The sequence below is a fragment of the Nocardioides sp. SRI_004 genome, assembly GCF_057586415.1.
This window is the reverse complement of the sequence record NZ_JBYCZV010000005.1, coordinates 146573-160525: the sequence shown is the minus strand read 5'-3', so window position 1 is coordinate 160525 and position 13953 is coordinate 146573. Positions and strand designations below refer to the sequence as shown.

The window sequence follows — 13953 nt, the reverse complement described above, 5'->3', positions numbered from 1 at the left end:
TCAAGGAGAGAGAAGCACCATGGCACGCTACGGAGCCCAGTTCGGCCCCGACATCACCTTCCTCGGCGTCGAGCGCTGCGACTGGACCGACCCGTCGACGTACGACGGCGCGGACATCGTGATCCTCGGCGCCCCCTTCGACGGTGGCACGTCCCACCGCTCCGGCACGCGCTTCGGGCCCCAGTACATCCGGCAGACCTGCTATCTCGCCCACGACGGCTCGCGGCCCTCGCTCGCGATGCGGGTGGACCCGCTGCAGGAGCTCACGGTCCTCGACGCCGGCGACGTGGAGATGTTCTCCGGCGACGCCGAGCGCTCGGTGCGCGACCTGCAGGAGGCCGTCCACGCGGTCACCCGCAGCGGCGCGATCCCGCTCATCCTGGGCGGCGACCACACGATCGCGTGGCCGGACGCCGCCGGCGTGGCCCAGCACCTCGGGCAGGGCCGGGTGTCGATGATCCACTTCGACGCGCACGCCGACACCGGCGACATCGAGTTCGGCTCGCTGGTCGGGCACGGCCAGCCGATGCGCCGCCTGATCGAGTCCGGGGCGCTGCGCGGCGACCGCTTCCTCCAGATGGGCCTGCGCGGCTACTGGCCCGGCCCGGAGACCCTGGACTGGATGGCCCAGCAGGGGATGCGCTCCTACGAGATGACCGAGATCGTCCACCGCGGCCTCAACACCTGCCTCGACGAGGCGTTCACGATCGCGACCGACGACTGCGACGGCGTCTTCCTGTCGGTCGACATCGACGTGTGCGACCCGGGCCACGCCCCGGGCACCGGGACGCCGGAGCCCGGCGGGCTGACCGCCCGCGAGCTGCTCGACTCGGTGCGGCGCATCTGCTACGAGCTGCCGGTCGTGGGGATCGACGTGGTGGAGGTTTCGCCGCCGTTCGACCACGCGGAGATCACCTCCTTCCTCGCCAACCGGGTCGTCCTCGAGGCGCTGTCCGGCATCGCGCGGCGCCGCCGCGACCAGCGTGACGGCACGACCTGGGACCCGTCGCTCCCGCTGCTCGCCGACCGCAACACCACCAACGAGTCCGGGGAGGACCACCGATGAGCACCCATGACGTGATCGTGATCGGAGCCGGGGTGACCGGCCTGACCGCCGCGCTGCGCCTCGTGGAGGCCGGGCAGGACGTCCTCGTCCTCGAGGCCCGCGACCGGGTCGGCGGGCGCCTGCGCACCGACGTGGTCGCCACGACGGGGGAGCCGGCGCCCTTCGAGATCGGCGGGCAGTGGGTCTCGCCCGACCAGACCGCCCTGCTCGGGCTGCTCGACGAGCTCGCCCTGCCGACGTACCCGCGCCACCGCGCGGGCGACTCGCTCTACGTCGCCCGTGACGGCGAGCAGCGCCGGTTCGCCGAGGACCTGCCGGTCGCGGAGACCACGGCGGCCGCGATCGAGCGGCTGACCAAGGTGCTCGACGGCCTCGCCGAGCAGATGGACCCGGCCCGGCCGTGGGAGCTGCCCGGCGCCGAGCAGCTCGACCGGATCTCGTTCCGCGCCTGGCTGGAGGAGCAGTGCGACGACGTCGAGGCGTGCGACAACGTCGCGCTGTACGTCGGCCCGGCGATGCTGACCAAGCCGGCCCACGCGTTCTCCGCGCTCCAGGCCGTGCAGATGGCCGCGAGCGCGGGCTCGTTCAGCAACCTCGTCGACGCCGACTACATCCTCGACCGCCGGGTCGTCGGCGGCCTGCAGTCGGTGCCGCTCGCGCTGGCCGAGCGGCTCGGTGACCGGGTGCGCCTCGGCCAGGACGTCACCCTCGTCGAGTGGACCGACGACCGCGCGGTGGTGCACGTGGGCGCGGAGGCCCATGCCGCGCGACGCGTCGTGGTCGCCGTACCGCCGACGGTCGTGCGCCGCATCCGCTTCTCGCCGGAGCTCCCGGCCGGGCACCGCATCGCCCGCGAGAACCAGTCCTTCGGCCTGGTCATCAAGGTCCAGGCGATGTACGCGACGCCCTTCTGGCGCGAGGCCGGACTGAGCGGCACCGGGTTCGGTCCCTATCTCGACGTCCACGAGGTCTACGACAACACCCCGGACGGGGAGGACCGCGGCGTGCTGGTCGGCTTCGTCTCCGACCTGACCGCGGACGAGCTCGGCGCCCTCGACGCCGACGCGCGCCGGCGTCGGGTCCTCGACGCGCTCGCGGCCTACTTCGGCGACGCCGCCCGCGAGCCGGTCGGCTACGTCGAGAGCGACTGGCAGCACCAGGAGCTGACCGGCGGCGCCTACGGCACCAGCTTCGGCGTCGGTGGCCTCACCCGCTACGGCCACCTGCTGCGCGAGCCGCTCGGCCCGATCGAGTTCGGCAGCAGCGACGTCGCGGGCCACGGCTTCCAGCACGTCGACGGCGCGGTGCGGGTCGGCGCCGAGATCGCGCAGCGGATCCTGGGGCGCCTCACCGGGGGCGAACGCGAGTAGCCTCGTCCCATGGGGTCGAGCGACTCCGCCTTCGTCGGGCGGATCCCGGAGCTCTACGAGCGCCTGCTGGTCCCGCTCGTCTTCGCGGAGCCGGCGCGCCACCTCGCGGCGGCCGTGCTCGAGGGGGACCCGCAGGACGTCCTCGAGACGGCCGCCGGCACCGGCGTGCTGACGCGTGCGCTGGTCGCCGGGGGAGCGGCGAGCATCACCGCGACCGACCTCAACGAGCCGATGCTGGCGGCGGCGCAGGCGCTGTGCCCGTCGGAGCGGGTGCGCTGGGAGGTGGCCGACGCGCTCGCGCTGCCGGTGGCCGACGCGTCGTACGACGCCGTGGCGTGCCAGTTCGGGGTGATGTTCTTCCCCGACAAGGTGCGCGGGTACGCCGAGGCGCGGCGCGTGCTGCGGCCCGGGGGCTCCTTCCACCTCAACGCCTGGGACCGGGTCGAGGCCAATCCCGCCTGGTGCGTGGTCAGCGACGCGCTGAACGCCGCCGCGGGGGAGGCGCCGCTGCTGTTCCTGCGCCGGATGCCGTACGGCTACCACGACCCCGACGTCATCGGTCGCCACCTCGAGCAGGCCGGCTTCGAGGAGACGACGGTCGAGCGGATGACCGGCACCAGCGTCGCGGACGCGGCCACCACCGCGACGGCGATCTGCCAGGGCACCCCGCTGCGCTCGGAGATCGAGGCGCACCCCGTGCTCGACGTGGAGCAGGCGACGGAGATCGCGACCGAGGCGCTGCTGCGCGAGTACGGCGCCGGGACGTTCGAGGCGGCGATCAGCTGGTTCCAGGCCAGCGCCTCCTGAGCGTCGCCCCGGCGACGACTGGATGAAGACTCCGTACGTCGGCGTCCGCGGCGCCGTCCGCGCCCGTCCGGCGACCTAGCCTCGACGGGTGGAGACGCGGACCCCCCATCGCCTGGTCGCTGCCCTGGCCGTCGCCGTGGGACTGCTGTGCGGCGTGCTCGCCTGGCGCTGGAGCTGGTTCATCGACCTGCGGGTCTACGAGCTCGGCGCCAGTGCCCTCTTCGGCGGCGACCTCTACGGGGTGCGCTTCCACGTCGCGGACCTGCCGTTCACCTACCCGCCGTTCGCTGCGGTGCTGATGCTGCCGCTGGCCGTGCTGCCGATCTGGCTCAGCGCGTTCCTCTGGGCGGTCGCGTGCGTGGTCGTGCTGGCGTTCGTGGTGGACCTCGTGCTGCGCTCCTGCGGCGCGGCGCCGACCGGGCTGCTCCTGCCGGCGGCCGTCGCGGTCGCGCTCGCGGCGGAGCCGGTGTGGTCGACCTTCTCCTTCGGCCAGGTCAACCTGTTCCTGATGGCGGCGATCCTCGCCGACGTGCTCCGCCCCGACCGCAGGCGTGCGGGCTGGCTGGTCGGCGTCGTCGCGGGCATCAAGCTCACCCCGCTCTTCTTCGTCGCGTTCCTCGTCGTGATCGGCCGGCGCCGGGCGGCCGGCACCGCCGTGGCGAGCTTCGCGGGCACGGTGTTCGTCGGCGCCGTCGCCGCGCCGGGCGCGTCGTGGGCGTACTGGACCGACGTGCTGTGGGACCCGGGCCGCGTCGGCGGGGTCGAGTACGCCGGCAACCAGTCCGTGCTGGGCATCCTCAGCCGGCTGCTGGGGCACGAGGCCTCGACCTCGCTGTGGCTCCTCGTCGCCGGTACGACGGCGGTGGTCGCCCTCGCCTCCGCCGCCCTCCTGTGGCGCTCGGAGTCCCCGGCCGCCCGGCCGTTGGCGGCGTGCACGGCGGCGTACGGGATGCTGCTGGCCTCGCCGATCTCGTGGGACCACCACTGGGTCTGGCTGGTGCCGACCGTGATCGCGCTGTGGCACAGCGGCCTGCCGAGGGCGCGCCCGGTCGCCGGCGTGGTCGCCGCGGTGGCGTTCTCGCGGGCGATCTGGTGGTCACCCTTCCGCCACGGGCGCGAGTACGGCTGGGGCCTCGCCGAGGGGATCGCCGGCAACGCCTACGTGCTGACGGCACTGGGGCTGCTCGTCGCCTGCGCCTGGTGGGGCCTGCGGGGGAGTGGCCCGGACGGCTCGGGCGCCGGCGCCGCGGGCGCGACGTCAGGCGTCCGGCGGGGTGTCCGCCGACTCCTCGCGTAGCCGCGGCTCGGTCCGGTTGTCGGGGCGGATGCCGTGCTTGTCGGCGTAGAAGGCGCGAACGAGGTCCATGTCCGCGACCACGTCACCGGTGGGATGGAAGGTCGGCCCCATGCCGAGGCTGCGGGTCGGCCCGTCGACGAAGCCCAGGCTGATCGGCAGCCCGGTCTGCTGGGAGATCCGGTAGAAGCCGGGCTTCCAGAACTCGCCGGTGCTGCGGGTGCCCTCGGGCGCGATGACCAGCTGGAAGGCGTCGTCGGTCTCGGCGGCCGCGAGCAGGGCGCGGACGGTGGCGCCCGGGCTCGACCGGTCGAGCGGGATCCCGCCGGTCCTGCGCAGGACCCAGCCGACGACGCCCTTGAAGTAGCGGTCGGCGACGAGCACGTGCGGACGCACGCCGTTGGCCCACGCGATCATCAGCATCGCGACCCAGTCCCACTGGGAGGTGTGCGGTGCGCCGACGAGGATCCCGCCGCCCTTCGGCACGTCGCCGACGAGGCGCCACCTCGTCACGCGCAGCGCGCCCCGGGCGATCGCGCGTCGGATCCTCATCTGGTGTGCCATGACCCGACCGTAGTGCCCGGCCGTGGTGCCCAACCGCGCCGGTCTCCTTGCCGGAGGGGCAGGGTGGCGCGACGGGGCGTCGTACGACGTCAGCCGCCGTGGCGGTTCGACGGGTCGACCGGCGGGCTGGTGGGGTCGGGGTCGAGGCGCTCGGTGTCGTGGGCGACGTCCTCGTTGCGCTTCCGGTCGGCGATGAACGCCCAGACCAGACCGCCGGCGATGAAGACGACGACGACGCCGATCAGGATGGCCATAGCTGCGGTGTCCATGGCGGGGCAGTACCCGGGACCGCGGAGAACAGCCGCCGACACACCCTGCCCAAAGTCTTGACTCATTCAAGAAAAGTGGCAGGATGGCGGACATGGACCAGCCCGACTTCCAGCAGCAGCTGCGGGACGTCGCGCTCCGGGTCACCCGACCCCGGCTGGCCGTCCTCGAGGCCGTGCACGCCCACCCGCATGCCGACACCGAGTCGGTCATCGCGGCGGCGCGGGCACTGCTCCCGGACGTGTCGCACCAGGCCGTCTACGACTCGCTGCACACCCTGGCCGAGTCCGGCCTCGTGCGCAGCATCAAGCCGGCCGGCTCCGTGGCGCGCTACGAGACGCGCACCGGGGACAACCACCACCACGTCGTGTGCCGCTCCTGCGGCTCGATCGCCGACGTGGACTGCGCCGTGGGGCACGTGCCGTGCCTGACGGCGTCCGACTCCCACGGCTTCGTCATCGACGAGGCCGAGGTCATCTACTGGGGCGTCTGCCCCGACTGTTCCGTCCGCACCTGAGTGACCACCCCCTGAAAGGTTGAGCATGTCCGAGAACGCAGGCTGCCCCGTCGCCCACGACGGAGGAAGCGAGAGCGAGAACCCCGCTCTGTCCTCGCCGACGCCGAAGACCCACCGGCCCCGGACCAACCAGGACTGGTGGCCCAACCAGCTGGACCTGTCGGTGCTGCACGCGCACGCGCCGGCCGGCAACCCGCTGGGTGAGGCGTTCTCCTACAAGGAGGAGTTCGCGAAGCTCGACGTCGAGGCGCTCAAGCGCGACGTCACCGAGGTGCTGACCACCTCGCAGGACTGGTGGCCCGCCGACTTCGGCCACTACGGCGGCCTGATGATCCGCCTCAGCTGGCACGCAGCCGGCACCTACCGCATCTTCGACGGCCGCGGCGGCGCCGGCGACGGCGCGCAGCGCTTCGCCCCGCTCAACAGCTGGCCCGACAACGGCAACCTCGACAAGGCCCGCCGCCTGCTGTGGCCGGTCAAGCAGAAGTACGGCCAGAAGGTCTCGTGGGCCGACCTCCTCGTGCTCGCCGGCAACGTCGCGCTCGAGTCGATGGGCTTCAAGACGTTCGGCTTCGCGTTCGGCCGCGCCGACGTGTGGGAGCCCGAGGAGATCAACTGGGGCACCGAGGACACCTGGCTCGGCGACGAGCGCTACAGCGGTGAGCGCGACCTGTCGAACCCGCTCGGCGCGGTCCAGATGGGCCTGATCTACGTCAACCCCGAGGGCCCCAACGGCAACCCGGACCCGCTGGCCTCCGCCCGCGACATCCGCGACACCTTCGCCCGGATGGCGATGAACGACGAGGAGACCGTCGCCCTCATCGCCGGTGGCCACACCTTCGGCAAGACCCACGGCGCGGGCGACGCGGCGCTGGTCGGCCCCGAGCCGGAGGGCGCCCCGATCGAGGCGCAGGGCCTGGGCTGGCTGTCGTCGTACGGCACGGGCAAGGGTGCCGACACGATCACGTCGGGCCTGGAGGTCACCTGGACCGACAAGCCGACGCAGTGGAGCAACCGGTTCTTCGAGATCCTGTTCGGCTACGAGTGGGAGCTGACCGAGAGCCCGGCGGGTGCGAAGCAGTGGGTCGCCAAGGACGCCGAGGCGATCATCCCGGGGCCGGCCCCGGACTCGCCCAAGCGGCTGCCCACGATGCTGACCAGCGACCTCGCCCTGCGCTTCGACCCGGAGTACGAGAAGATCTCGCGCCGCTTCCTGGAGAACCCCGACGAGTTCGCCCTCGCCTTCGCGAAGGCCTGGTATAAGCTGCTCCACCGCGACATGGGCCCGGTGGACCGCTACCTCGGCCCGTGGGTGCCCGAGGCGCAGCTGTGGCAGGACCCGGTGCCGGCCGTCGACCACCCGCTGGTCGACGACGCCGACGTCGCGGCCCTCAAGGCCGCGGTCCTCGCGTCCGGCCTCTCGGTCGCCGAGCTCGTCGCGACCGCCTGGGCCTCGGCGGCGTCGTTCCGCTCGACCGACAAGCGCGGCGGCGCCAACGGTGCCCGCATCCGGCTCGCCCCCCAGCGGGACTGGGAGGTCAACCAGCCCGAGCAGCTCGCCAAGGTCCTCGGCAAGCTCGAGGAGATCAAGGCGGCGTTCGACGCCCAGGGCGAGAAGCGGATCTCGCTGGCCGACCTGATCGTGCTCGCCGGCTCCGCCGCGGTGGAGAAGGCTGCCAGCGACGGCGGCTTCGCGGTGACGGTGCCGTTCACGCCGGGACGCACCGACGCCACCGAGGAGCAGACCGACGTCGACTCGTTCGCCGTCCTCGAGCCGCGGGCCGACGGCTTCCGCAACTACGTCCGCCCGGGCGAGAAGCTGCCGCTGGAGACGCTCCTGGTCGACCGCGCCTACATGCTCGACCTGTCGGCGCCGGAGATGACCGTCCTGCTCGGCGGCCTGCGCACCCTCGGCGCCAACGTCGGCGGTTCGGCGCACGGCGTGCTGACCGCCCAGCCGGGCGTCCTCTCGACCGACTTCTTCGTCAACCTGCTCGCCCCGGGCACGGTCGTGAAGGCGTCGGAGGGCGAGGAGCACGTCTACGAGATCCGCGACGGCGCGACGGGTGAGGTCCGCTGGACCGCCACCGCGGCGGACCTGATCTTCGGCTCCAACTCGCAGCTGCGCGCCCTCGCCGAGGTCTACGCCAGCGACGACGCCAAGGAGAAGTTCGCCCAGGACTTCGTTGCCGCCTGGGTCAAGGTCATGGAGCTCGACCGCTTCGACCTGCGCTGATCCACCGCACCACGCCGGAGGCCGCCCCGCTCGGGGCGGCCTCCGTGTGTTTTCCGGCAGGTCCCGGCAGGATGGCGCCATGACCGATCCGGCGATCACCTACGTCCACGCCCCCGAGCACCATCGCTACGAGATCCGCGACGGCGCCGAGCTCGCGGGCTTCACGCAGTACCGGCTGCCGGATGACGTGCACGTCGACTTCGTCCACACCGAGGTCGACGACAAGTACGCCGGGCAGGGGCTCGCCGGCGGCGTCGTGGCGTTCGCGCTCGCCGACGTCCGGGCCCGGGGCAAGCGGATCATCCCGCACTGCCCCTACGTCGCGAGGTGGCTGACCAAGCACCACGAGTACGACGACATCACCGACTGGCCGGCATGAGCGGGCCCGACGGGACCGCGCGGCGGCACGTCTTCCTCGACAAGGCCCAGCCGGCGTCGTACAAGGCAGCGGCGGCGCTGGCCCAGGAGGTCGGCGACGCCGCCGAGGCCGCCGGCATCAGCCGCGCCCTCGTCGAGCTGGTCAACCTGCGGGTCTCGCAGATCAACGGCTGCGCCTACTGCCTCGACCTCCACCACCAGCGGGCGATCGAGGCGGGGGAGTCCGAGCGCCGCATCGCGGTGCTGCCGGCCTGGCAGGAGACCAACCTGTTCACGGCCCAGGAGCGCGCGGCACTGGAGCTCGCGGAGTCGATCACCCGGCTCCTCGAGCCGGTCGAGCGGCTCTACGTCGAGGACATGGCCCGCGCCGTGCTGGGCGACGCCGCGTTCAGCGCCGTCGCGTGGGTGGCGATCACGATGAACGCCTTCAACCGGATCTCGATCACCAGCCACCACCCGGTCCGGTAGCGGACCGGCGCCGCCGCTTCACCCCCGGGCCACCTCGGGTCCGGTTCGGGTTCACCGGTCTCTGGTCGGCTGCGCCCATGACATCCGCGCGTCCCGAGAACCGTCCGCTGCTGTCCCTCGTCCCCGAGGGCACCCGGCACGGTTCGCGCTCCCATGTGACCTGTTTCTTCCGTTGTGGCAACGCCTGCGACCAGCCGGAGCCCAACCCGACCGACAACCCGCACGTCCGTGACGAGATCACGAAGGCGGTCGCCCGCCGTGCCGTCCTCCGCGGTGGGGCCGCGGGGGCCGGTGCGCTGCTGGTCGGCAGCCTCGTGACCGAAGGCGGCCTCGCTGCGGCGGCGACCACCGGACCGGCCGCGCGTGCGGCCGCGGCCGGGGGCGTCCTGGCCACCGACCGGTTCCGCCCGGTCGGGCCCAACAAGCGCGACGCGTTCACGGTGCCGTCCGGCTACCGCAGCAGCGTCGTCATCAAGTGGGGTGACCCGGTGGTCTACGGCGCCCCGGAGTTCGACCCGAGGAAGCAGTCGGTGAAGGCGGCCGAGCGCCAGTTCGGCTTCAACTGCGACTACGTCGGCGTGCTGCCGCTCGGCCGGAGCACGGCGCTGCTCGTGGTCAACCACGAGTACACGACCGAGCCGCACATGTTCCCGGCCGGCACCTACACCGACGACGAGATCAAGCGGATCTCGATGACGAACCACGGCATGTCGGTCGTCCGCATCGTGCGTGGCGCGACGCCCGGGTCCTGGCGCCAGGTGAAGGCGCTCAGGTCGTGCACCGAGAACCGGCGCATCCACATCCGCACCGCCTTCCGGCTCACCGGGCCGGCGGCGGGCGACGCCCGGCTGCGCACCACCGCCGACCCGACCGGCAAGCGGGTGCTCGGCACGCTGAACAACTGCGCCGGCGGCACGACGCCGTGGGGGACGGTGCTCTCCGGCGAGGAGAACTTCAACCAGTACTTCGATGCCGGCGCCGGCCTGAGCCCCGACTACGCCGCCCAGTACGCCCGCTACGGCATCAACGGCTCGGGCCGTGGCTGGGGCACCGTCGACCCGCGCTTCGACCTCTCCCAGGAGCCGCACGAGCCGCACCGCTTCGGCTGGATCGTGGAGGTCGACCCCTACGACCCGACGTCGACCCCGGTCAAGCACACGATGCTCGGCCGCTTCAAGCACGAGGGCGCCAACATCGCGCTGAGCAGGAGCGGCCACGCGGTCGCCTACATGGGCGACGACGAGCGCGGCGACTACCTCTACAAGTTCGTCTCCGCCGGGAAGGTCGACCGCTCCGGCACCGCGGCCGCGAAGCGGCGCAACATGACCCTGCTGACCAAGGGCACGCTGTTCGTCGCGAAGCTCACTGGCGACGGCACCGAGGACGGTCGCTTCGACGGTAAGGGGAAGTGGATCCCGCTCTGCTCGGACACCGAGTCCTTCGTGCCCGGCATGTCGGTCGCCGACGTGCTCATCTTCACCCGGCTGGCCGCCGACAAGGTCGGCCCGACGAAGATGGACCGCCCCGAGGACGTCCAGCCGAACCCGGTCAACGGCCGCGTGTACGCCGCCCTGACGAACAACTCCAACCGCGGCTCCGGTGCGATGCCCGTCGACGAGGCGAACCCGCTGCCGAGTTCGAAGGTGCGCGCGAGCATCGGCGCCCCGCTGACCGACGCCTCGGGCAACCGCAACGGCTACGTGCTGGAGATGACCCCCTACAACGGCAGCCACACGGCGAACAGCTTCACCTGGGACCTGTTCCTCGTGTGCGGTGACCCCGAGGCGCCGGAGACCTACTTCGGCGGCTTCGACAAGTCGAAGGTCAGCCCGATCAGCTGCCCCGACAATGTCGCCTTCGACCGCGCGGGCAACCTGTGGATCTCCACCGACGGCAACGTGCTCGGCAGCAACGACGGGGTCTTCCGGGTGCCCGTCGCCGGGCCGAACCGCGGCCAGGTGCAGCAGTTCTGCACGGTGCCGAAGGGCGCCGAGGCCTGCGGACCGCTCGTCACCGACGGCGACCGCTCGCTGTTCGTCGCCGTCCAGCACCCGGGCGAGGTCTCGGGGGCGACCTTCGAGGCGCCGGCCAGCACCTGGCCGCACACCGACGACTTCCCGCGCCCCGCGGTGGTCGTCTCCTACCGCGACCGCTGACGTCGTACGACGCGACGAGGCCCCCGGCAGCAGCCGGGGGCCTCGTTCGTACGACGGGTGCCGATCAGGTGATCGTCATGCCGCCGTCGACGGCGAGGGTCTGTCCGGTGACATAGCCCGCGGCGTCGGAGGCGAGGAAGACCAGCGTCGCGGCGAGCTCGCGCGGGTCGCCCTTGCGGCCGGCGGGGATCCGCGCCTGCTGCGACTCGAGGTAGCCCGGCGGGTAGGTCTCGGTCATCTCGGAGGCGAAGAAGCCGGGCGCGATGGCGTTGACCCGGATGCCCTTGCGCCCGGTCCACTGCTGGGCCAGGTCGCGGGTCAGGCCGATGACGCCGGCCTTCGAGGCGGCGTACGCGGCCTGGGGGAGCCCGGCGGTGGTGATGCCGAGGACCGAGGAGATGTTGATGATGCTCGACCCCGGCTGCATCACCCGGCCGCACGCCTGGGCCATCCAGTAGCTGCCGTTGAGGTTGATGTCGATGACCTGGGTGAACTGCTCGGGGGTCTCCCGGGTGGCCGGGACGGCGGTGCCGACGCCGGCGTTGTTGACGAGGACGTCGACGCGGCCGAACTCGGCCATCGCGGCGTCGACCAGCGCCTGGCAGGAGGCGGGGTCGGCGACGTCGGTCTGCACGGACAGCGCGCGGCGGCCGGCGGCCTCGACCAGCGCGGCGGTGTCGGCGAGGCGCTCGACGCGCCGGGCGCCGAGCGCGACGTCGGCGCCGGCCTCGGCCAGTGCCTTGGCGAAGTCGACGCCCAGCCCGGAGCTGGCGCCGGTGACGACGGCGACCTTGCCGTCGAGTCGGAACAGGTCGGTGACAGTCATGGCGTCACGCTAGCCGCCCCGGCGCCGGCCCGGCGGGCGCGTCCGACTAAGGTTCACCTAACTTGTCGGCCGGTGGGAGGAACGCGGTGGACCCGGTGATCGAGCGGCCGCTCGGCGCGCTCTGGAAGCGCTATCGCGGCTTCCGCGGCCGCTTCGTGCTCGCCGTGGCCATGTCGACGCTCAACAAGGTGGCCGACGTGGTCCCCGAGCTGCTGATCGGCGCCGCCGTCGACGTCGTGGTCCGCGGCGCGGACTCGTTCGCCGGCGATCTGCTGGGCGTGGAGTCCCGGCACGCCCAGCTCCTCTGGCTCGCCGTGATCAACCTCGTGGTCTGGGTCGTGGAGTCGGCCAGCGAGTACGCCGCCGACGTGCTCTGGCGCGGCCTCGCGCAGGGCATCGAGCACGACCTGCGGGTCGAGGCCTACGACCACGCCCAGCACCTCCACCTGGGCTGGCACGAGGCGCGGCCGCAGGGCTCGACGCTCGCCACGCTCAACGACGACGTCAACCAGCTCGAGCGGCTGCTCGACCGCGGCCTCCCCGAGATCCTGCAGACCGCCCTCAACGTGGCGCTCGTCGGCATCGTGTTCGCCGTCGCGTCGTGGCAGCTGACCCTCTTCGCCTTCCTCCCGATCCCGGTGATCGTCGTCGGCTCGCTGTACTTCCAGAAGCGGCTGGAGCCGCTCTACGACCGGGTCCGCGAGTCGGTCGCCGACCTCTCCGGGGCGCTCGGCGCCAATCTCGCGGGCATCGCCACGATCAAGGCGTTCACCGCCGAGGACCGGGAGCGCGACCGGATCGCGGCCGTGTCGGCGGCGTACCGCGAGGCGAACGTGGTGGCGATCCGCTCCTCGGCCGCGTTCGTCCCGCTCGTGCGGATGGCGATCCTCGCCGGGTTCACGTGCACGCTGCTGCTGGGCGGCTGGGCCACGCTCGACGGCGACCTCGAGCTGGGCCTCTACTCGGTGCTGGTGTTCATGACCCAGCGACTGCTGTGGCCGCTCACCGCGGTGGCCGAGGTCCTCGACCTCTACCAGCGCGGCCGGGCCTCGACGGCGCGGATCCTGGCCCTGCTCGCCGAGCCGGTCGACGTACCGGCCGGCACGTCGGTGCTGGCCAGGCCGGTCGGGGGACGCGTCGAGCTGCGCGGCGTCCGGGCCGGGTACGCCGACGGGCCGGACGTGCTCCACGACCTCGACCTCCTCGTTCCCGCCGGTGAGACCCACGCGATCGTCGGTTCGACCGGGGCCGGCAAGTCCTCCCTGCTTCGGCTCGTGCTGCGCTTCGACGACCCCCGGGCGGGCCAGGTGCTGCTCGACGGCACCGACGTGCGCGACCTCGACTGGGACTCCCTGCGCGGCTCGATGGGGTACGTCGCCCAGGACGTCTACCTCTTCGCGGGGTCCGTCGCCGACAACATCGCCTACGGGCGCCCCGACGCGACGCGCGAGGAGGTCCGGGCGGCCGCGGAGGCCGCTGCCGCCGCCGAGTTCGTCGAGCGGCTGCCCGACGGCTACGACAGCTGGGTGGGGGAGCGCGGCATCACCCTGTCCGGGGGGCAGCGGCAGCGGATCGCGCTGGCCCGGGCACTGCTGCGCGACCCCGCGATCCTGGTGCTCGACGAGGCCACCAGCGCGGTCGACAACGAGACCGAGGCGGCGATCCAGCAGTCGCTGCGCCGGGCGGGCGAGCGGTGCACCACGATCGTGGTCGCCCACCGGCTCTCGACGGTGCGCCACGCCCACCGGATCTGGGTCCTCGACGGCGGCCGGGTGGCGGAGGCGGGCACCCACGACGAGCTGGTCGCACTGGACGGCGCCTACGCCGCGCTGTGGCGGGTGCAGACGGGCGAGCGATGAGCGCCGCCCGCGCGTGGAGGAGTAGCATGCCCCTGTGCGGATGAACCTGCTCCTTGGATAGCCGCGTCGACCACTGACGAAGACCGTCGACGCGGCCGCCCCTCGATGCCCGAGGGGCTTTTCTGTGTCACGGACCGATCGGTCC

13 protein-coding genes are annotated in these 13953 nt (G+C 72.7%); 10 read left to right on the top strand and 3 right to left on the bottom strand.

Features of this window, described 5'->3' with window-relative positions; translation table 11 throughout:
* The first annotated feature begins 19 nt into the window (after nucleotides 1–19).
* From speB to AC2YHB_RS08505, 4 genes are all read left to right on the top strand, one after another.
* Complete coding sequence (gene speB / locus AC2YHB_RS08520; protein WP_036546600.1) at nucleotides 20–1066, top strand: agmatinase; 1047 nt, start codon at nucleotides 20–22, stop codon at nucleotides 1064–1066.
* The gene (locus tag AC2YHB_RS08515; protein ID WP_487353782.1) at nucleotides 1063–2436 is read left to right on the top strand and encodes a flavin monoamine oxidase family protein; all 1374 of its coding nucleotides are present in this window, start codon (nucleotides 1063–1065) and stop codon (nucleotides 2434–2436) included. Before speB ends, AC2YHB_RS08515 begins: the two co-directional genes overlap by 4 nt.
* Before the next feature lie 9 nt (nucleotides 2437–2445).
* Nucleotides 2446–3243 (top strand): class I SAM-dependent methyltransferase, encoded by a 798-nt coding sequence (locus AC2YHB_RS08510; protein WP_487353781.1) that lies wholly within the window; start codon nucleotides 2446–2448, stop codon nucleotides 3241–3243.
* An 88-nt stretch (nucleotides 3244–3331) separates the two neighbouring features.
* Complete coding sequence (locus AC2YHB_RS08505) at nucleotides 3332–4540, top strand: glycosyltransferase 87 family protein (RefSeq protein WP_487353780.1); 1209 nt, start codon at nucleotides 3332–3334, stop codon at nucleotides 4538–4540.
* Here the strand turns inward: AC2YHB_RS08505 and AC2YHB_RS08500 are convergent.
* A complete protein-coding gene (locus AC2YHB_RS08500; RefSeq protein WP_207006275.1) occupies nucleotides 4502–5101 on the bottom strand; it encodes a 1-acyl-sn-glycerol-3-phosphate acyltransferase in 600 nt (199 codons plus the stop codon). The genes AC2YHB_RS08505 and AC2YHB_RS08500 overlap by 39 nt on opposite strands.
* Before the next feature lie 89 nt (nucleotides 5102–5190).
* Nucleotides 5191–5370 carry a hypothetical protein gene (locus tag AC2YHB_RS08495; RefSeq protein ID WP_179647519.1) on the bottom strand — a complete coding sequence of 60 codons (180 nt, stop codon included), beginning with the start codon at nucleotides 5368–5370 and terminating at the stop codon, nucleotides 5191–5193.
* Between the two features lie 92 nt (nucleotides 5371–5462).
* Between AC2YHB_RS08495 and AC2YHB_RS08490 the strand changes: the two genes are divergently transcribed.
* The 5 genes from AC2YHB_RS08490 (at nucleotide 5463) to AC2YHB_RS08470 (ending at nucleotide 11123) form a co-directional block, all read left to right on the top strand.
* Complete coding sequence (locus AC2YHB_RS08490; protein WP_207006274.1) at nucleotides 5463–5885, top strand: Fur family transcriptional regulator; 423 nt, start codon at nucleotides 5463–5465, stop codon at nucleotides 5883–5885.
* Between the two features lie 25 nt (nucleotides 5886–5910).
* Nucleotides 5911–8121: a catalase/peroxidase HPI gene (gene katG, locus AC2YHB_RS08485; RefSeq protein WP_207006273.1), complete on the top strand. Its 2211-nt coding sequence runs from the start codon at nucleotides 5911–5913 to the stop codon at nucleotides 8119–8121.
* 79 nt (nucleotides 8122–8200) lie between these two features.
* Entirely contained in the window at nucleotides 8201–8500 is a 300-nt protein-coding gene (locus AC2YHB_RS08480; RefSeq protein WP_487353779.1) for a GNAT family N-acetyltransferase, read from the top strand.
* Nucleotides 8497–8967 carry a carboxymuconolactone decarboxylase family protein gene (locus tag AC2YHB_RS08475; RefSeq protein WP_036546585.1) on the top strand — a complete coding sequence of 157 codons (471 nt, stop codon included), beginning with the start codon at nucleotides 8497–8499 and terminating at the stop codon, nucleotides 8965–8967. The genes AC2YHB_RS08480 and AC2YHB_RS08475 overlap by 4 nt, the downstream gene beginning before the upstream one ends.
* Nucleotides 8968–9044: 77 nt before the next feature.
* Complete coding sequence (locus AC2YHB_RS08470) at nucleotides 9045–11123, top strand: PhoX family protein (RefSeq protein ID WP_179647517.1); 2079 nt, start codon at nucleotides 9045–9047, stop codon at nucleotides 11121–11123.
* 64 nt (nucleotides 11124–11187) lie between these two features.
* On the opposite strand, the gene AC2YHB_RS08465 is transcribed toward AC2YHB_RS08470, so the two are convergent.
* Nucleotides 11188–11949 (bottom strand): SDR family NAD(P)-dependent oxidoreductase, encoded by a 762-nt coding sequence (locus AC2YHB_RS08465; protein WP_036546578.1) that lies wholly within the window; start codon nucleotides 11947–11949, stop codon nucleotides 11188–11190.
* 86 nt (nucleotides 11950–12035) lie between these two features.
* Between AC2YHB_RS08465 and AC2YHB_RS08460 the strand changes: the two genes are divergently transcribed.
* Nucleotides 12036–13808 (top strand): ABC transporter ATP-binding protein, encoded by a 1773-nt coding sequence (locus AC2YHB_RS08460; RefSeq protein WP_308645445.1) that lies wholly within the window; start codon nucleotides 12036–12038, stop codon nucleotides 13806–13808.
* Nucleotides 13809–13953 lie beyond the last annotated feature (145 nt).

Bases quoted from the DNA above. Each gene is read 5' to 3' on its own strand.
- AC2YHB_RS08490 (WP_207006274.1), top strand. From the start codon at position 5,463: ATGGACCAGCCCGACTTCCAGCAGCAGCTGCGGGACGTCGCGCTCCGG.
- AC2YHB_RS08465 (WP_036546578.1), bottom strand. From the start codon at position 11,949: ATGACTGTCACCGACCTGTTCCGACTCGACGGCAAGGTCGCCGTCGTC.
- AC2YHB_RS08500 (WP_207006275.1), bottom strand. From the start codon at position 5,101: ATGGCACACCAGATGAGGATCCGACGCGCGATCGCCCGGGGCGCGCTG.
- AC2YHB_RS08480 (WP_487353779.1), top strand. From the start codon at position 8,201: ATGACCGATCCGGCGATCACCTACGTCCACGCCCCCGAGCACCATCGC.
- katG (WP_207006273.1), top strand. From the start codon at position 5,911: ATGTCCGAGAACGCAGGCTGCCCCGTCGCCCACGACGGAGGAAGCGAG.
- AC2YHB_RS08475 (WP_036546585.1), top strand. From the start codon at position 8,497: ATGAGCGGGCCCGACGGGACCGCGCGGCGGCACGTCTTCCTCGACAAG.
- speB (WP_036546600.1), top strand. From the start codon at position 20: ATGGCACGCTACGGAGCCCAGTTCGGCCCCGACATCACCTTCCTCGGC.
- AC2YHB_RS08470 (WP_179647517.1), top strand. From the start codon at position 9,045: ATGACATCCGCGCGTCCCGAGAACCGTCCGCTGCTGTCCCTCGTCCCC.
- AC2YHB_RS08510 (WP_487353781.1), top strand. From the start codon at position 2,446: ATGGGGTCGAGCGACTCCGCCTTCGTCGGGCGGATCCCGGAGCTCTAC.
- AC2YHB_RS08495 (WP_179647519.1), bottom strand. From the start codon at position 5,370: ATGGACACCGCAGCTATGGCCATCCTGATCGGCGTCGTCGTCGTCTTC.
- AC2YHB_RS08515 (WP_487353782.1), top strand. From the start codon at position 1,063: ATGAGCACCCATGACGTGATCGTGATCGGAGCCGGGGTGACCGGCCTG.